The organism is Klebsiella sp. GW_Kp181 (genome assembly GCF_040062315.1).
Lineage (GTDB): Bacteria > Pseudomonadota > Gammaproteobacteria > Enterobacterales > Enterobacteriaceae > Klebsiella > Klebsiella oxytoca.
In genome coordinates, this window is the sequence record NZ_JBEAFR010000059.1 from 19,221 (window position 1) to 37,078 (window position 17,858).

At 53.1% G+C, this 17,858-nt stretch carries 18 protein-coding genes; 6 read left to right on the forward strand and 12 right to left on the reverse strand.

The genetic code is table 11. The annotated features are described in order from the left end of the window. Positions 1-4: 4 nt before the first annotated feature. Positions 5-985 carry a sugar ABC transporter substrate-binding protein gene (locus tag ABLV11_RS14490; protein ID WP_348855377.1) on the reverse strand — a complete coding sequence of 327 codons (981 nt, stop codon included), beginning with the start codon at positions 983-985 and terminating at the stop codon, positions 5-7. 409 nt (positions 986-1,394) lie between these two features. Between ABLV11_RS14490 and ABLV11_RS14495 the strand changes: the two genes are divergently transcribed. Beyond that, the gene (locus ABLV11_RS14495) at positions 1,395-3,704 is read left to right on the forward strand and encodes a molybdopterin-dependent oxidoreductase (RefSeq protein ID WP_053064701.1); all 2,310 of its coding nucleotides are present in this window, start codon (positions 1,395-1,397) and stop codon (positions 3,702-3,704) included. Here ABLV11_RS14495 and ABLV11_RS14500 read toward each other — a convergent pair. Genes ABLV11_RS14500 through mtnC form a run of 3 tightly spaced genes read right to left on the reverse strand, consistent with a single transcriptional unit; the run spans position 3,701 to position 5,116 of the window. Next, the gene (locus tag ABLV11_RS14500; protein ID WP_126488781.1) at positions 3,701-3,916 is read right to left on the reverse strand and encodes a hypothetical protein; all 216 of its coding nucleotides are present in this window, start codon (positions 3,914-3,916) and stop codon (positions 3,701-3,703) included. The genes ABLV11_RS14495 and ABLV11_RS14500 overlap by 4 nt on opposite strands. Beyond that, complete coding sequence (locus ABLV11_RS14505; RefSeq protein ID WP_004111302.1) at positions 3,888-4,430, reverse strand: acireductone dioxygenase; 543 nt, start codon at positions 4,428-4,430, stop codon at positions 3,888-3,890. Before ABLV11_RS14505 ends, ABLV11_RS14500 begins: the two co-directional genes overlap by 29 nt. Beyond that, a complete protein-coding gene (mtnC, locus tag ABLV11_RS14510) occupies positions 4,427-5,116 on the reverse strand; it encodes an acireductone synthase (protein ID WP_348855380.1) in 690 nt (229 codons plus the stop codon). Before mtnC ends, ABLV11_RS14505 begins: the two co-directional genes overlap by 4 nt. Positions 5,117-5,304: 188 nt before the next feature. On the opposite strand from mtnC, the gene ABLV11_RS14515 reads away from it, so the two are divergent. Further along, on the forward strand, positions 5,305-6,450 hold the full coding sequence (locus ABLV11_RS14515) for a pyridoxal phosphate-dependent aminotransferase (RefSeq protein ID WP_172598529.1): 1,146 nt from the start codon (positions 5,305-5,307) through the stop codon (positions 6,448-6,450). Here the strand turns inward: ABLV11_RS14515 and ABLV11_RS14520 are convergent, their stop codons facing one another. The 4 genes from ABLV11_RS14520 to dsbG all read right to left on the reverse strand — a co-directional run bounded on the left by ABLV11_RS14520 (position 6,451) and on the right by dsbG (position 10,248). Beyond that, positions 6,451-7,080, reverse strand: a complete 630-nt coding sequence (locus ABLV11_RS14520; protein ID WP_126488783.1) for a ParB/RepB/Spo0J family partition protein — start codon at positions 7,078-7,080, stop codon at positions 6,451-6,453. Then, positions 7,065-8,288, reverse strand: coding sequence for a phosphoadenosine phosphosulfate reductase (locus ABLV11_RS14525; protein ID WP_049127437.1), 1,224 nt, complete (start codon positions 8,286-8,288; stop codon positions 7,065-7,067). Before ABLV11_RS14525 ends, ABLV11_RS14520 begins: the two co-directional genes overlap by 16 nt. A gap of 103 nt (positions 8,289-8,391) precedes the next feature. Then, positions 8,392-9,303 (reverse strand): LysR family transcriptional regulator, encoded by a 912-nt coding sequence (locus ABLV11_RS14530; protein WP_126488784.1) that lies wholly within the window; start codon positions 9,301-9,303, stop codon positions 8,392-8,394. Positions 9,304-9,501: 198 nt separating this feature from the next. Further along, positions 9,502-10,248, reverse strand: a complete 747-nt coding sequence (gene dsbG, locus ABLV11_RS14535) for a thiol:disulfide interchange protein DsbG (RefSeq protein WP_126488785.1) — start codon at positions 10,246-10,248, stop codon at positions 9,502-9,504. 403 nt (positions 10,249-10,651) lie between these two features. Between dsbG and ahpC the strand changes: the two genes are divergently transcribed. Both ahpC and ahpF read left to right on the forward strand, forming a co-directional pair. After that, positions 10,652-11,215, forward strand: a complete 564-nt coding sequence (ahpC, locus tag ABLV11_RS14540; RefSeq protein ID WP_002894394.1) for an alkyl hydroperoxide reductase subunit C — start codon at positions 10,652-10,654, stop codon at positions 11,213-11,215. Positions 11,216-11,459: 244 nt separating this feature from the next. Then, a complete protein-coding gene (ahpF, locus tag ABLV11_RS14545; RefSeq protein WP_004100138.1) occupies positions 11,460-13,025 on the forward strand; it encodes an alkyl hydroperoxide reductase subunit F in 1,566 nt (521 codons plus the stop codon). 77 nt (positions 13,026-13,102) lie between these two features. Here ahpF and uspG read toward each other — a convergent pair whose 3' ends face one another. The 4 genes from uspG to dcuC form a co-directional block, all read right to left on the reverse strand. Further along, positions 13,103-13,531: a universal stress protein UspG gene (gene uspG, locus ABLV11_RS14550; protein ID WP_004100140.1), complete on the reverse strand. Its 429-nt coding sequence runs from the start codon at positions 13,529-13,531 to the stop codon at positions 13,103-13,105. Positions 13,532-13,730: 199 nt separating this feature from the next. Next, entirely contained in the window at positions 13,731-14,141 is a 411-nt protein-coding gene (rnk, locus tag ABLV11_RS14555) for a nucleoside diphosphate kinase regulator (protein ID WP_004111326.1), read from the reverse strand. Between the two features lie 155 nt (positions 14,142-14,296). Beyond that, positions 14,297-15,091 (reverse strand): ribonuclease I, encoded by a 795-nt coding sequence (gene rna, locus ABLV11_RS14560; protein WP_126488786.1) that lies wholly within the window; start codon positions 15,089-15,091, stop codon positions 14,297-14,299. A gap of 92 nt (positions 15,092-15,183) precedes the next feature. After that, positions 15,184-16,557 carry an anaerobic C4-dicarboxylate transporter DcuC gene (gene dcuC / locus ABLV11_RS14565; RefSeq protein WP_004100144.1) on the reverse strand — a complete coding sequence of 458 codons (1,374 nt, stop codon included), beginning with the start codon at positions 16,555-16,557 and terminating at the stop codon, positions 15,184-15,186. 292 nt (positions 16,558-16,849) lie between these two features. On the opposite strand from dcuC, the gene pagP reads away from it, so the two are divergent. Together pagP and cspE are read left to right on the forward strand one after the other, a co-directional pair. Beyond that, a complete protein-coding gene (gene pagP / locus ABLV11_RS14570; protein ID WP_160887563.1) occupies positions 16,850-17,425 on the forward strand; it encodes a lipid IV(A) palmitoyltransferase PagP in 576 nt (191 codons plus the stop codon). 195 nt (positions 17,426-17,620) lie between these two features. After that, positions 17,621-17,830, forward strand: a complete 210-nt coding sequence (cspE, locus tag ABLV11_RS14575) for a transcription antiterminator/RNA stability regulator CspE (RefSeq protein ID WP_004100146.1) — start codon at positions 17,621-17,623, stop codon at positions 17,828-17,830. The last annotated feature ends 28 nt before the right edge of the window (positions 17,831-17,858 follow it).

Genomic DNA, 17,858 nt, shown 5'->3' on the forward strand with positions numbered 1-17,858 from the left:
GTGATCACTGCAGTTCGCCATATCCCAGCTGTTTGTAGACCGCTTTCGCCTCCTGCGGGCCTTTCACCGGGACCACCGGGATAAAGGTTTGCAGCGGCAGCTTCTGTTTTTCGAAGTAGCGAGCGACGTTATCGGCTGAAGTCTGGCCGATCAGGTGCGGCTGCTGGGCGACGTTGGCGACAAGCGGGCTACCCGGCTCGGCCATGATCTCCAGCGTCTCCGGGCCAGCATCAATAGCGGTAACCTTGACGTCTTTATCGCGGCCGGTCTCTTCCAGCGCCTGGACAATACCGATAGCCGGCTGATCCCAGCAGGCAACGTGAATCGCATCGAGTTTGCCTTTCGGATACTGGCTCAGCAGTTCGAGGGTTTTCTTCCGCGCATCTTCCGGTGAGTTGGCGAACTGTTCGGCCAGCTCCGGTTGAATAATATGAATATCCTGATAATCCTTAAGGACATATTTCCACTGGTCGTAACGAATCCCGCAAATACGCAAGGAACTGGAGAATGCGTTAAATACCGCCACGTTGCCTTTGCCGCCCAGTTCATCGGCCATATAGCGACCAATGGTTGACCCCAGCGTGTAGTTATCGGAGGTGGTGTTATTGACCGAGTATTTTGAGACATGGTCAACGGTAAATACCGGGATGCCGGCATCGCGCAGCGCTTTAAATTTAGGCTCAACGGAACTGTCGCCCAGAATGCTAATTACCGCATCAACTTTACGCGACAGTAAAATATCGTGGTTATTAGCATGAACCTGGTTATCGCGTCCGCCGTCGACGCCGATCGCTTTACCGCCCAGTTTCTCAACCTCTTCGCTGGCGCCTTTATAGGCTTCGCGATCCCAGAAGTGCTGCGTGCCGACGACGGCAATACCGATGGTTTTTCCCTGAAGCGATAAAGCCTCTGCTGCCAGAGCGTTAACGGAGGCAAGCGAGAGCAGGCCCAGCGCGATGGGCAATAATTTCTTTTTCTGCGACATTCTTATTATGGTCCTGTAATGGAGGTGGTTGTGCGGAGCAGTAGCATGACAACAACAACTACACAACCTCAAATACAAAATATGTCTAAGTTATATCAACAATGTTATATCGCAGATTTGCCTGAGGAAAACGTAAATTTGTTATCTGTAACCTGAAAATATTTCATGATGCAGCTTAATCCCTTTTTATTTTGTGGGCTTAATTTACTTGCAACTCTTATTTATTCAAATAAAGATTGCTGCTTAATTAAAATTATTCTGTCGCTGTAATATATCGCATCCCGGAATAGCGTAGAACTATTCTGCGTGGAAAATCCTTTCTCAGCAGCAGATTGTATGGTGATACGTATTTTATTCCCAGGATTCGCACGCTTTATTATAGCGGCCGTTAGTAGGTGAGAAAAACCGCATGAGAAAACAACATAATCTGACCGTAATGCACTGGGGAACCTGGCGGGTACAGGCCGGTGACGGCAAAATTGAGGCGGTGACGCCGGTGCCCTGGGATAAAAATCCCTCGCGCATTGGTCAGTCGCTCCCTGATGCGGTCACCAGCAAGACGCGCATTCGCCGTCCGGCGGTGCGCGCCGGCTACCTGCAAAATGGCCCGGCTTCCCGCGACGGGCGCGGTAAAGAGCCGTTTGTTGAGGTGAGCTGGGAAGTGGCGCTCGATCTGCTGGCTCGCGAGCTGCAGTCGGTCAAAGCGCGCTGCGGCAATGAGGCGATTTTCGGCGGTTCCTATGGCTGGGCCAGCGCTGGCCGTTTTCACCACGCGCAAAGCCAGCTGCACCGTTTCCTCAAATGTTTTGGCGGCTATACCGCCAGCACCAATACCTACAGCAGCGCGGCGGGGGAGCGTATCCTGCCGCATATTCTCGGGCCGCTGAGCCCGCTGCACCGTCAGCATACCCATTTTTCCGAGCTGGCGCGGGAGTGCCAGCTGTTCGTCGCATTCGGCGGCCTGCCGCTGCGTAATGCGCAGGTCAACGGCGGCGGCGCCAACGACCATATGCTGAAATACTGGCTGGAAAAGATGCAGGCGCAGGGGACACGCTTTATCAATATTAGCCCGGTGCGCAACGATCTGAGCGCCGTGGAGAGCGCCGAGTGGCTCGCCGTCCGTCCCGGAACCGATACCGCGCTGCTGCTGGCGCTGTGCTACGTGCTGATTAATGAATCCCTCTACGACAGTGGTTTTATCGCCAGCCATACCGTAGGTTTCGCACCTTATCGCGCCTACCTGATGGGGGAGAGCGATGGCGTCGCAAAAACGCCGGAGTGGGCGGCGGCGATAACCGGTATTGACGCGCAGCGGATTGTCGCGCTGGCGCGTGAGATGGCCAGCCAGCGTACGATGGTCAATATCTCCTGGTCGATTCAGCGGGCGCGCCAGGGCGAGCAGGCCTACTGGGCGACGGTGGCGCTCACCGCGCTGCTGGGGCAAATCGGTACGCCGGGCGGCGGGCTGGGATTTGGCTATGCCTGCACTAATCTGGCGGGGGCGGGGCGTAAGGCCTTTTCCGGGCCGCGCCTTCCCGCCGGAGAGAACGCGGTGAACCAGGTGATTCCGGTGGCGCGCCTCTCCGACATGCTGCTGCATCCGGGCGAAGCGTACGAGTTTGACGGCCAGCATCTGCGCTATCCCGACATCCGCCTCGTCTACTGGGCCGGCGGCAACGCGTTTCATCATCATCAGGATATTAACCGCCTGTGCGAAGCCTGGCGGCGACCAGAAACGGTGGTGGTGCACGAACAGTACTGGACCGCGCAGGCTAAATTTTCCGATATCGTCCTGCCGGTCACCACGTCGCTGGAGCGGGAAGATATTGGCAGCGGCGGTCACGACGGTTTTATGATCGCCATGAGCGCACAGATCCCGCCGGTGGGCGACGCGCGTGATGATTACGCCATCTTTTGCGATCTTGCCGAACGGCTGGGCTGCAGCGAACGTTTTAGCGAGGGGCGCGATGCCGGGCAGTGGCTGCGGGAGATTTACGAAGCCTCGCGACCGCGCGCGCAGGAAGAGGGGATTACGCTGCCGTCATTTGAGGCGTTCTGGCAGCAGGGAGTGCTGGAGTACAGCACGCCTGAGCAACCGCAGGTTTTTCTGGCGGATTTTCGCGCCGACCCGCAGCGCTATCCGCTGTCTACGCCTTCCGGCAAGATTGAGCTCTTTTCTGAAACCATTGCCGGCTTTGGCTATCGCGAGTGCCCGGGCCATCCGTGGTGGGATGAGCAGGAAGCGGCCTGGCAGCGGCAGGAAGCTGCGCGCTGGCCGCTGCATCTGCTCTCCAGCCAGCCGCGCACCCGCCTGCACAGCCAGTACGATCACGGAAGCGTCAGCCGGGCGACGAAAATTCAGGGACGCGAGCCGCTGTGGATGCATCCGCAGGATGCACAGGCGCGGGACATCAGCGAAGGCAGCGTGGTCAAGGTCTTTAACGCGCGCGGAGCGATTCTCGCCGGCGTGCATCTCAGCGAGCAGATTTTGCCGGGAGTGGTGCAGATGTCGACCGGGGCCTGGTACGATCCGCTGGACCCGAATGAAAAAGACTCGCTGGATAAGCACGGCAATCCCAACGTGTTAACCGAGGATCGCGGCAGCTCGCGCCTGGGGCAGGGCTGTAGCGCTCAAAGCTGCTGGGTGGAGATCGAACCGTGGCGGGACGCGCTGCCGCCGGTGACCGCTTTCGATCCGCCGAGGTTTATTGAGGGTTAGGTGCCCGGTAATACCCGGCTTACGGAATCGAAGCCCTCCGCGGGCGGGTAGCCCGGACAGATGCGCAGCATCGCCTCCGGGAAAATCAGCCACGCTGCGTTCTGCTCCCGGGGGCGGCGCAGGGCGCCTGCCCGGGCTACATGTTCACAGTTGTCTGTAGATCGGTAGCCCGGATAAGGCGCGTTACGCCAGCCGCGGGTAGGCGCTGGCAATATCGTCGCCGGTAAACCGGGCAATCCAGCCTTCCGGATTATCGAAGATACGGATGGCGGTGAAGTTGGGTTCCGAGCCCATATCAAACCAGTGTGGCGTGTGCGCCGGGACCGAAATCAGGTCGTTCTTTTCACACAGAACCTGGAACACCTCGTCGCCAATATGCAGGCAAAACAGACCGGCGCCCTCGACGAAGAAACGCACTTCGTCTTCTCCGTGGGTATGCTCATTGAGAAACTTCTCCCGCAGCGCCTCTTTCTGCGGATTATCGGCGCGCAGGCTAATCACATCCCAGCTCTGATAGCCCTTTTCTGCAACCAGCTTATCAATCGCGTGCTGATAGGCGGCAATGACCGCTTCAGACGTTGGCGCCGCGCCTAAATCGCGGTCGGCCTGCCAGCGCTCAAAACGCACGCCTTTAGCGTTGAGCTGCTGCTGGATCTCTTCGGCGTTAGTACTGTGCCAGAGAGAGTTTTGCGGGTCGTTTACGGAAAATATGGTTAATGCGCTCATGCTGGGATCTGCTCCGGGTGAATATCGTCGAAACGCTGAACCTGCGGATGATGGCTGGCCGGGTCGCGGTCGCCGCGTACCAGCTGCAGGGTACGGAAACCGGCCTCTTCAGCGGCATCCAGCTCCTGATGGATATCGGACAAAAACAGGATGGTGGCAGGAGGCTGCCCCAGTTGTTCAGCAATATTGCGGTAGGACTGTACTTCACGCTTGGCCCCTACCAGGGTGTCAAAATAGCCGTTGAACAGATGAGTAATATCACCTTCATCGCTGTAGCCAAATAACAATTTCTGCGCAGCGACAGAGCCTGAGGAATATACATATAAATCAATACCCTGTGACTTCCATTTTTCCAGTGCCGGCAAAACGTCCGGATAGAGATGGCCGGTGAAGTCGCCGTTGACGTAGCCTTCGCGCCAGATAATCCCCTGGAGCGCCTTGAGGGCGGTGGATTTGCGGTCTTCATCCATAAACGTGAACAGGGTAGCAATAAGCTGTTCGGCGCCAGCCGCCGGCTGGGCGATCTCCTGGCGCAGGTTATCGAGAATGGTCTTGACCGGCTCGCCAGACTGCTGAGCGGTCACAAAACCGGCCAGACGTTCGCGGGCGTACGGGAACAGGACGTTGTGGACGAAGCGTATGTCGCTGGTGGTGCCTTCAATATCGGTCACGATAGCGCGGATCATGAGTTCTCCAGAGTGAGCGGTGGGTCGTGCTGACGGTGGCGTTGTGTTGAGAGCTGTTATTAAAGCCTAAGCGAAATAACATTATCATTTAGACGTCTAAGCGTCTTGATTGCCAAATATTAACATCGTGTTATAGTGGCTTCAACAACAGCATCACAGACGGTACAAAAAGAATGAGCAATAAGCCACTGATTCCTGAGAGTAAACTCCCTTCACTGGGCACCACTATCTTTAGCCAGATGAGCGCCCTGGCCCAGCAGCATCAGGCGATTAATCTGTCGCAGGGTTTTCCGGATTTCGATGGCCCGCGCTATCTGCAGGAGCGTCTGGCGTATCACGTCGCGCAGGGGGCCAATCAGTACGCGCCGATGACCGGCGTCGCCGCGCTACGCGAAGCGATTGTCAATAAAACCGAAGAGCTGTACGGCTATCGCCCCGATGCCAATAGCGACGTAACCGTCACCGCCGGGGCGACGGAAGCGCTGTATGCGGCGATTACCGCGCTGGTCCGTTCCGGCGACGAAGTCATTTGCTTTGACCCCAGCTACGATAGCTACGCCCCGGCGGTTGAGCTGTCGGGCGGCGTGCTGAAGCGCATTGCTCTGCAGCCGCCTCATTTTCGCGTTGACTGGCAGCAGTTCGCCGCTACCCTCAGCGACAAAACTCGTCTGGTTATTCTCAATACGCCGCACAACCCGTCAGCGACGGTGTGGCAGCGTGAAGATTTTGCCGCGCTGTGGCAGGCGATTGCCGATCGCGAAATCTACGTACTTAGCGATGAAGTTTATGAACATATCTGCTTTGCTGCCGAAGGGCATGCCAGCGTGCTGGCGCATCCGCAGCTGCGCGAGCGCGCGGTGGCGGTCTCTTCATTCGGTAAAACGTTTCATATGACCGGCTGGAAGGTGGGGTACTGCGTGGCGCCTGCCGCTATCAGCGCCGAGCTGCGTAAAGTGCATCAGTATCTGACCTTCGCCGTCAACACCCCCGCTCAGCTGGCGATCGCCGATATGCTGCGCAGCGAGCCGGAGCATTATCGCCAGTTGCCGACGTTTTACCGCGAGCGTCGGGACCTGTTTATTGATGCGCTGCGTTCCAGCCGTCTGGAAATTTTGCCCTGCGAAGGGACTTACTTCCTGCTGGCGGACTACAGCGCAGTCTCCGATCTGGATGATGTCAACTTCTGCCGCTGGCTCACCACCGAGATCGGCGTCGCGGCGATCCCGCTGTCGGTTTTTTGTGCCGATCCGTTCCCGCATAAGCTGATACGCCTGTGCTTCGCCAAACAGCCAGCCACGCTGCTGACTGCTGCGGAACGCCTGTGCCGTCTGTAGTCATTTAACGGTCCACGCCTGAGAAAATTGACGGTCGCCGAACATCTCCACCAGACCGTTGATTTGCTTCAGGCGTAATACTTCGTCGGCGTCCATCCCTAACTCTTTGCCGATTTTCTCATCGGTCCAGCCGAGACGCGCCAGTTCCTGAACGATTTCCGACATCGCATGAATCTGGTGACGCCCGCGCGCCCGGTTATGGCGGATGGTGGCGGCCATCAGTGAATCACGCCTGGCGCTGCTCCTTTCCAGACAGGTGACGGGGAGATAGCCTTTCAGCCGTTTTTTCAGCGCCGCCTTGCCGTTGGCCAGTTCATGACGATGAAAACCATCGACAATCGAATAGTGCTCCCGCCCCTGTTTCAACACTACGATAGGCTGGGTGAAGCCATCCGTCTCCAGCGAGGTGAACAGCAGGCGTTTTTCCGGTGGCGCAAGGTTATTTGGGTTGTAATCATTAGGCGAAACGGCTTCCTGTTTTACCCACAGTACGCAATCAACCGGTTGGGATTTGAAGGGGCTATATTCATGCAGAATCTGGCGAAAGGCGTTAAGCGCAGTAATCTTTTCTTCTTCATTTTCCAGCGATTGCAGATAGCGTTCTATTTCCTGGATTAATTGTCGTTGCATAGTATTCCCCATTGCTGGCGCTTTTTATTCATCCGCTCGCGATAGCGTTTATATTGAGTCGCTTTGGTTGGGCTGAAAGAGAGCTGGCGGCACCAGTAATCATTGTTTAACAGCACTTTACAGATGCGCCGCCAGGACGGGACGTCTTTGGAGCCAATATCCGCCGGCTGGGTGTCCGGAATATCCAGCATGCCCTTTTTTTGATACCAGTGGAGATAGACGGCGATTTTATTGCGGTAATGCTCCGCCGTTTTCTCCGGCATGCTGTCGAGTAAAAACAGGGCGTAGCTTTTCCACGTATGATGTTCGGGTTTATCCAGCTTTCGATGGCCGTAGAACTGATTGTCGTGACCGGCGTAAACCCCGCCGCAGTGAACGCCGCTGACGCGCTGGCACATGGCGGCCCAGCGTTCAGGCTCCAGGACGTGGTAGAGCCACAGACCCTGGCGCTGCTCCGGGCCAAAGGGTTCGCAGATGCGCATATAACGCAGCGGTACCCCCGCCTGATACATCAGGTTATAGAGCGGGTTATAGGAAAGACCGCTTTTGCCGAACCAAGTCCAGATATCGGCGGTTTTCCAGTCATAGATGGGATAGATATACCAGGCGTGTCCGCCCGGCGCCGACGTGGTCCAGGGTTTGTCGTCGGCAAAGCGCAGTTTGCGCTGCGAGGAGATGGTGATAAACCGGTTAAGCGACTCATCGGCGCGGATGCCGACCATTACCGCAGCCGGACGATTTTGCGAGAACCAATCGGCGAATTCGCGGACGAAGGTTTCAAAACTCATTCCAGGTTGATAAAACGGGAAATAGTCGGGATCGGTGATGGCATCCTCCGGCGGCTGGCGCACCCAGGGGGCGCCGGGTTCCCAGCACTGCCACTCCGGCGTGAACTGGGTTAGCGAGTTCTGGGTGGTGAGAGGTAGCGCCACCCAGAAAAATTGCTCGATAACGTCGCGATACTCCTCGCGCATCTTTTCACAATGAGCAATGGTGCAGGAGAACTGCGCTTCCCAGTCAATAAACAGGACGCAAATCTTTTTACCTGCCTGGCGGGCATGCTGCGCCGTGAGATGCAGCATGGTTGTTGAATCTTTACCGCCAGAAAAAGAGACGCAAACGCGGGAGAAGTTTTCCATAACCCACTCTATTCTCTGCTGAGTGGCTTGCAGAACAGATTCTGGTAATGGAATTTTAATAAAAGACACAGCCATTATTCCTTTAATGCCAAAGAGACTGTGTACTTATATCATATTCGTTTCGTAATCAAGAGATTAGTTGTCATTCATGAATTCAATGAAATCGATTTAACTATTCAATAATGTTATTTTTTTCGCACTCATCGATAAAGTTCGCAAAGTTGGGGTCATCAAGGTTCACGCGATTGTAAATCATATAAATATTAATGGTCGGGATTTTGAAAGGCGTTTCAATGATTTTAAATTTATTCTGGAAACTAATATGTTCTAAAATACATGTCGGAACGAAACCAATTATATCAGTTTGTTGAATAACATTAAGAATAGCTATGTATGAATCGCTGCTGAAAGAGATTTTTCTGTCAGAAAGCATACCTGCGGTTTGGCTTTGAAAGGATTTTGTTCCCTGATCGTTACAAATATAATAGGTGAAGCGTTCCTGCATGATGGCTTTTGTCGTCGTTAGCGACGCCAGTCGCGGATGGTTTTCATTACACACTAATGAAATGTCCAGCTCCTGAATGCGTTTACAGACGGTCGCTCGTGATGACAGCGCCGTGGTGCTAAATATCAGATCGGCCTTCCGGTAGGATAACAAACTCTCTATCGATTCACCTGAAGCGAGCAGATCATGATGTTCAACCTGCAGATTTGAATCATCTAATAACATATGAATCAGGCTGGTGGTTTTGGGCGTTATAAAAAGCTGCGGCGCATAAACAACGAGGCGCTTCCTTAATTCAGAACGATTGGTGAGATTGATGGTTTGTTCTAACTGATTAAGGTTATTTTCCAGGTGGTGATGCAAATTAACGCCGACGGTGGTTGGGGTAATCCCTTTCCCTGAACGCACGAATAGCGGATCGTTGAGCTGGTTGCGTAGCCGCTGAAGCGACTGGCTTACCGCAGACGGCGTAATAAATAGCGTTTCTGCAGCCTTACTGATACTTAAATGCTGGTAAATACATTCGAAAATAACGAGTAGGTTCAGATCGAACTTCTTGAGATCGTAAAGATTAGCCATTTTCAACGTCCTGTTAAGCTGGCGAGTAAAAAGAGAGGTTATTATATGTCTGCATTATATACATTACGTGATTATTCATTTTTTATTATTAATTGCTAATACCTTATTAAGTTTATCTAAATATATACTACAGCGGCGCATTCCGCCAGATCCTTTTGTGTACTGCTAAACCCGGCGGAGGAGTTAGTTTATAAATGCTTATCTTGCCCCCATCATAATCTGTAGTTTTTCTTTATCTGGAAGCCCGATCGCTTGTTGCAGCATATTTTCTTTATTCATGTAATAAATAGCAGGGGTGACGCTGGCGCCGAGTTCGTCCATCAGCTGTTGGTTGAAATTAAGTATCTTCATTTGCTCTGGCTGAATACTGGTGGGAATATTTAGCGCTGCTTTGCCACCAGACTGCTCATAGTGATGCCAGGTTTTCGCCGGGTCTTTGCTGGCCAGGATGGCCGCCGCGGCTGCGGGACTTTCCGGTTTTATGACGCCAACCAGCAGGGTGCGCAGCTGAACTTTCCCTGATTCTACCCACGGACGAGCCTGTTGCCAGAACTGTTGGCAGTAGGAGCAGAAGGGATCGGCAAAAACGTACAGAATCGTCGGCGCGTTTTCGTTACCGTCAAGCAGCCAGCGAGCGCTTTCCAGCTTTTTCCACATCTCCTGGCCCGCGGGGGTATAGAGCTCTTGCTGGAAGAGTTGTTCGCTAAGATTAGTACCGCTTTCGTCGTACATATAGCCCGAGATGGCGTGTTTGCCGTCCGGCGTGAGGTAGATGGCGACGCCCATATCCTGATACTTCCCTAACCAGCCTTTCATCCCACCGGGTGCCTCGAAGGGTTTAATAATGGTAATTCCCTGTTTTTCTATCGCTTTTACGGGGGCGGGAAGCTCATCTGCAGAGCAGTAAAAAGGTAATAAGCTCAGAAAGAACAGTCGTTTTAACATGATTATGCCTTGTAAAATCAAAGAGAAGAGTAAGTGTAGCGGTAAAACCTATTACAGCCATAGGTAAGACCTGCGGCCGCGCGGATTGCCCTTTCGTTCTGTGGGTGATGTAATCCCTGAGCTGTTACATTAAGGTGTAGAGCGCAACACATTGCCAGCTACTGGCGCTGAACCTACCTGCGGGTGTTTCAGGTAACGGGGCCGCCTGCGAGGGCGGCCTTTTTACTTTTCAGCGCATATAATGCGAAACGCGACAGAAGTTTGCCATCGCGTTGACAGGTTCACAAAGTTGTCTTGTTCCGGTTGTTAGATAACGCTTATTGATTCGATAATGCAAACGCATTGGTCGAGTCAGGAAAAATTCGTTAACTTAGACCTCAACGAAAACACGGAGGAAGTATAGATGTCCTTAATTAATACCAAAATCAAACCTTTTAAAAACCAGGCATTCAAAAACGGTGAATTCATCGAAGTAACCGAGAAAGATACTGAAGGCCGCTGGAGCGTCTTCTTCTTCTACCCGGCTGACTTCACCTTCGTTTGCCCGACTGAACTGGGCGACGTGGCAGATCATTATGAAGAACTGCAGAAGCTGGGCGTAGACGTTTACTCCGTCTCTACCGACACCCACTTCACCCACAAAGCGTGGCACAGCAGCTCTGAAACCATCGCAAAAATCAAATATGCGATGATTGGCGACCCGACTGGCGCCCTGACCCGTAACTTCGACAACATGCGTGAAGATGAAGGTCTGGCAGATCGTGCAACCTTCGTTGTTGACCCGCAGGGCATCATCCAGGCTATCGAAGTTACCGCTGAAGGTATCGGCCGCGACGCGTCTGACCTGCTGCGTAAAATCAAAGCAGCTCAGTACGTAGCTTCTCACCCAGGCGAAGTTTGCCCGGCTAAATGGAAAGAAGGTGAAGCGACTCTGGCTCCGTCTCTGGACCTGGTCGGCAAAATTTAAATTTCCGTCTCCTTTCACGCAATTGCTGCGTTGGCGTCGCCTGCTCACCCCGGTCACTTACTGAGGTAAGCTTCCGGGGATTCTCAGGCTAGCCGCCTTGCTCTTGCGTGAAATGCTGAGGAAATTGCGTAGTAATATCTGGGCGCATCTGCGCCCGTTTTATTCCAACACCATGATGCAAGCGCATTCAGGCTGCCTGAACGAGGCCGCTTGCATGATGATGTTTTAAGCCCAGGAGATAAAAATGCTCGACACCAACATGAAAACCCAGCTCAAGGCCTATCTTGAGAAGCTGACCAAACCTGTTGAGCTGATTGCCACGCTGGATGACGGCGCTAAATCGGCAGAAATCAGGGAACTGCTGGCTGAAATTGCTGAACTGTCAGATAAAGTCACCTTCAAAGAAGATAACGGCCTGGCGGTGCGTAAGCCGTCATTCCTCATTACCAACCCAGGCTCCAGCCAGGGGCCGCGCTTTGCCGGCTCTCCGCTGGGACATGAATTCACCTCTTTAGTTCTGGCTCTGCTGTGGACCGGCGGCCATCCGTCAAAAGAAGCCCAGAGCCTGCTGGAGCAGATCCGCAATATCGACGGTGATTTTGAATTTGAAACCTACTATTCACTTTCATGTCATAACTGCCCGGATGTGGTTCAGGCGTTGAACCTGATGGCGGTACTGAACCCGCGTATCAAGCACACGGCGATTGACGGCGGCACTTATCAGAATGAAATCACCGAACGCAACGTGATGGGCGTACCGGCGGTATTCATGAACGGTAAAGAGTTTGGCCAGGGTCGCATGACGCTGACTGAAATTGTGGCCAAAGTGGATACCGGTGCGGAAAAACGTGCAGCGGAAGAGCTGAATAAACGTGAATCCTATGATGTCTTAATCGTCGGCTCAGGCCCGTCAGGCGCAGCGGCTGCCGTTTACTCAGCGCGTAAAGGCATTCGTACCGGTCTGATGGGTGAACGCTTCGGCGGCCAGGTGCTGGATACCGTTGATATCGAAAACTATATTTCGGTACCGAAGACCGAAGGTCAGAAACTGGCTGGCGCATTAAAAGCGCACGTCAGCGAATACGATGTTGATGTTATTGATTCTCAAAGCGCTTCGAGGCTGATTCCTGCGACGGTTGAAGGCGGATTGCACCAGATTGAAACCGCCTCCGGCGCGGTGCTGAAAGCGCGTAGCGTTATCATTGCCACCGGTGCGAAATGGCGTAACATGAACGTTCCAGGTGAAGATCAGTATCGCACGAAGGGCGTAACCTACTGTCCGCACTGCGACGGCCCGCTGTTTAAAGGTAAGCGCGTGGCGGTTATCGGCGGCGGTAACTCCGGTGTGGAAGCGGCCATCGACCTGGCAGGCGTTGTTGAACATGTAACGCTGCTTGAATTCGCGCCGGAAATGAAGGCCGACCAGGTTCTGCAGGATAAAGTCCGCAGCCTGAAGAACGTCGATATTATCCTCAATGCCCAGACCACAGAAGTGGTGGGCGACGGCAGTAAAGTGACCGGCCTGCAGTATCGTGACCGCGTGAGCGGCGATGAGCATCACGTCGCGCTGGCGGGGATCTTTGTACAGATTGGCCTGTTGCCGAATACCAACTGGCTGGAAGGGGCGATTGAGCGCAACCGCATGGGTGAAATCATCATTGATGCGAAATGTGAAACTAACGTGAAGGGCGTCTTCGCGGCGGGGGACTGCACAACCGTACCGTACAAGCAGATTATTATCGCTACCGGCGAAGGTGCAAAAGCGTCTCTGAGCGCGTTTGATTATCTGATCCGCACTAAAACGGCATAATTCATAATAAAGTAAGACCGAACCTGCACAGCAAAGAGGCTACCCCTGGGTAGCCTCTTTTTTTTAGCTCTCTGACGCTATCTCACCACCATCACCGGAATATGCGCATGGCGGATCACGCTTGAGGCATTGGAGCCGAGCAGATGCGTGCTGATAGACGGATTACGCGAGCCTATCACCACTACGTCGGCTTTAATTTCATTGGCCAGTTCATTGACCATATCGCGCACGTTGCCAAAGCGAACGTGCATTTTGATTCGCGACGGGTCAATGCTGAAATGCCCGGCCATTGTTTTCAGGCGCGTTTCTGCTTCATGCTGCAAATGCTCTTCAAAGCGGCGCAGATCGGCGGTAAACCGGCTCATGGTAAAGCTTGATGAACCGGGCAGTACGTGGAGAAGATGGATAACCCCGTCCTGCTGGGCTAAAAACTCCGCATGGCGAACGGCTTTATCGCTTAACTCCATTTCAAAGACATCAACGGGCATAATGATTGTTTTATACATATGCATTCCTCCTTGTTCGTCTGCTTTTATATCAACACATTATAGGAAAATATTGTGCCATTCAGGTCGCAAAATTGTCAGATCGGTTAGAGGGTGGCGTAAAAGTTTGTCAAAAGAGAGGCGTGGAGGAGAAGGTGCAGAAAGAGGATGTAGCGACATCCTCTGGATAAAGCGCGAAACGCTTCAGGCAGCGGGGAGATTAACGGTGAAAATCGCCTGCGGCCTCCGGCTGGTATAGCAGTTCCAGCACTTCAAGATGCGTTGAGGTGCCGCCGGGCAACTCCCAGTGAATGGCGCTGCCGACCTTGAGCCCCAGCAACGCTGCGCCAACCGGCGCCATAACCGAGAGCTGGGTGGCGCTATCGGTCACCTGAGCCGGGAAAACCAGCGTGCGGATGCGCTCTTCGCCGGTGGTTAAATCGCGGAATCTCACCTGGCTATTCATGCTGACAACATCATGCGGCATGGCTTCCGGAGCCAGCATCTGCGCGCGGTCAAGCTCGTCGTTCAGTGCGTCCGCTACCGGCGAGTTAGCGAATGCCGGTTGTTCCAGCAGCCTGTCGATGCGTTCTGCATCCAGTTCATTAATGATGATTGCGGGTCTGGTCATCTCATACTCCATGTTATCCAGGAACCTGTCCGTAAAAGAAAACCCTCACCGAAAATGGCAAGGGTTAATGTTCTCTCATCATACTGAGACTTGCGGATGGTTTGAAGTGATTAAACGCACATTCATCAACGAACAATAGTTAAACCGTATGTAACTTAGCCGACTTTATCCAGCAGAAATTGTTTACCGCAGTTCCCGGGATGAGGCTGAGGTAAGAATGAATTTACCGAGAGAGGCGCGTTGATGGCCGCCGCTTTGATGGAAATTTGCATCTCGGTCAGATAGGCGGGATTGCCGTTACAGGTTAACTTGAAAGCCTTAACGTTCTGATTTCCATAGGCCTCTGCGACCGCGGCATTGAAATCATCCCGGCTAACGGTCTGCCCATAGTGACTGGCCAGGAAATGACCAAGGGGGCTTTGTTTAATCTCGCCGTTCAGGCGCACCATAGTGCCGAAATAATTGTCAGGATCGAAACCAAAACAAACCCCGTGCTTGGCGTATTCATAACGCTCAAGACATGAATTGCCGCCGGATCCCGGCATCACGCCGTTAAGCTTATTCGCCATTTCCAGCGAAAGGCCGGTTTCAGCCGCCCGACATTTTTGCCCGGCTTTCGCTTCAGGCATATTGGGAACAGGGCGGGTCGCGCAGCCAAAACGCATCCAGCGGCGTTCGTCCACTCCGCGCGCGGCGATAGATTTGGGCAGGCCTGGCCACAAGCCGTGAACGGTGAGAAAATCGGCTTTGTTGTCTGGTTCCTGCTGCAGGCGGCACTCTTCCGGCTCGCTGCGGTTTCGGTCCTGCATACTCTGGCAAAACCCCGTTTGCCAGGAGAGGGCCAGCACGTAGCGATCGAAATCGCCGTATTGCGTTGCGATCAGCGGATCGGCGCTGACCTGAGAAGCGCTTAGCAAAAGAGCGAGAGCGACGAAATCCTTCCTGAACATTTTTATTCCTGATGACGAATGGTCATTAATAACTTTGAGTTATTAAAGCATAAAAAAGGCGCCAGCAGGCGCCTTTTCACACGGTTTCAGCGTTAGCGGATTGCGCTACCGGGAACGAGGACTTCGGTGGCGATAATAACCACTAATAAACCAACCAGTACCGGGACAGAGGTGCGTTTCACCACTTCGAACGGCGAAATTTTTGCCATACCGGCCACGGCGACCACGACGCCGGAGACCGGAGAAATGGTTCGGCCAAGGTTAGACGCCTGCAGCATCGGGATCGAAAGATAAGCCGGGTTAATGCCGGACGAGTGCGCCAGCTTCGGGATCATCTCAACGAAAGCATAGAAGGGGGCATTACCAGAGCCTGTGGTCATCGCCGCCAGCATGGTCAGAATGACCAGTACCAGCATCAGAATAATACTGGCGGAGCCGAAAGAAGTTGCAATGGAGATCAGGCCGTTAATAAAGCCAATGGTGCTCAGCCCCTGCGCAAAGACGCCAGCGGCGACCAGCAGCATCACCACACCGGCAAAGGCGTCGGCCATCCCGCGATATGCCGCTTCCAGCCCATTAAACACATTTTTAGTATTAAAGCCGCGGCAGAATTCCAGAACTGCCGCCAGCAGCATGCAGAGTACGAGGATGGTAATGATGTGCAGCTCCGGACCCCATTTGCCATCAAAAATCAGCACCCCGATTATCGGCGTAAACGGCAGGATGGCGTAGAAAGAAGGGGCGGTGGTGGTGATCTCGTTCACATCAAGCATTTCATGCGCGACGTTTTCCTTCTTATCCAGATAGCGCTGCCAGAAGAAGTGAGCAATCGCCATGCTGATAATCGCCACAATAGAGATAGGCAGCGTGGTTTTAAAGGCAAAGTCAATCAGCGGCATTTCGGCGGCTTTGGCGGCCAGCACGACGTCGCCGGAAGTCGGTGAGAGAATAATCGCCGCCGGGGAGGCGCAGATTGCGGCGGCGGCGCCGCGGCTGATACCAACGTTGACCATGACCGGGAACAGCGTGGCCATCAGCAGGACGCCCAAGCCGGTGGCTGAGGAAACAGCCAGCGACATCAGGCAGGCCACGAAATAAGCAGCGATCATAAGTAGATAAGGGGAGTTAATATAGCGCAGCGGTTTTGAGGCCAGTTTGACGACCATATCGTTGGCGCCAATATGCGTCATATAGGTGGCGAAACCGCAGAGCATCATGATCATCATGCCGAGGTCGCCGCCGCGGCTCATGAGCAGTATCTTAATATACTCAACGATATCGGTAGCAGAGTAGCCGGTGCTCTTTGCGTCGCCAGGTAAAATCTTATGCCCCATTAGCGCGCTGGCGATGAGTAATACTAAGCCACCGACGAACAGCACTCCGGTGGCGGAATAACCTTTAATGATATAGCGGGCGACGCCCACAATGACCACAATCCCAATCAGGATCTCTACTAGCGTAAGCATTCTTAAACCCCTAAACCATTAACCCAAAGAATCTACTGATAAATAAAGCGAAGGAAAAATTTAGTGAGGGAATGTGCCTAAAAAACGGGCAAAACTCGCTGATGCAAATCAATAAATCGATGAGAATCCCTGGATGGTTGGGCTTTACTGGCGTAACCGGCAAAACCGCGCGGAGAGTTTTTCAGATTTTTTGTAGCGGGCAAATCAAGAGTTTGCCTAATTTCGTTAAGGAAGTATTAAGCTTATCCTTGCTATTTTAACCCGCTCAAAAAATGATACTGGTAAGAGAAAAGTGTTAATGCATCGTCGATTTATAGGTTTTTTTCTTGGGTGCCTGGGGCTGCTGCTGTCGTCTACTTCTGCTAACGCTTCGTTCAGCTCGACGCTTCGCGATGGTTACAACACGCTGACTGATAACGTTGCGCAGACCTGGAATGAGCCTGAGCACTACGATCTTTATATCCCTGCGGTGACCTGGCATGCGCGTTTTGCCTATGACAAGGAGAAAACCGACAGGTACAACGAGCGCCCCTGGGGTGCCGGTTTTGGCGTTTCACGCTGGGATGATAAAGGGAACTGGCATGGCATCTATCTGATGGCTTTTAAGGATTCTTATAATAAGTGGGAGCCCATCGGCGGCTATGGCTGGGAGAAGACCTGGCGTCCTTTGGCAGATGATAATTTCCATCTTGGCTTAGGCTATACGCTCGGCGTCACGGCGCGTGACAACTGGAAATATATCCCGATCCCGGTAGTGCTGCCTTTGGCTTCCATCGGCTACGGCCCGGCCACCTTCCAGATGACCTATATTCCCGGCACCTATAACAACGGAAACGTTTACTTCGCATGGGCACGCATTCAGTTTTGAGGCGATTTTCCATAGCAATAAAAGAGATAAGCAGGCTGTCTTGAGGAAAAACAAAGACTAATGTGAACCCTGCCCAAAAAGATAGAGACTTTTATCACTTTTTAGCAAAGTTGCGCTGGACAAAAGGTACCACAATTGGTGTACTGATACCCGACACAGTATTAGTGTCGATTTTTTCATATAAAGGTAATTTTGATGTCTAAGATTAAAGGTAACGTTAAGTGGTTTAATGAGTCCAAAGGATTCGGTTTCATTACTCCGGAAGATGGCAGCAAAGATGTATTCGTACATTTCTCTGCAATCCAGTCCAACGGTTTCAAAACTCTGGCTGAAGGTCAGCGCGTAGAGTTCGAAATCACTAACGGTGCCAAAGGCCCTTCTGCTGCAAACGTAATGCCTATCTAAGCAACGCGTCAGCAGAATATAAAAACCC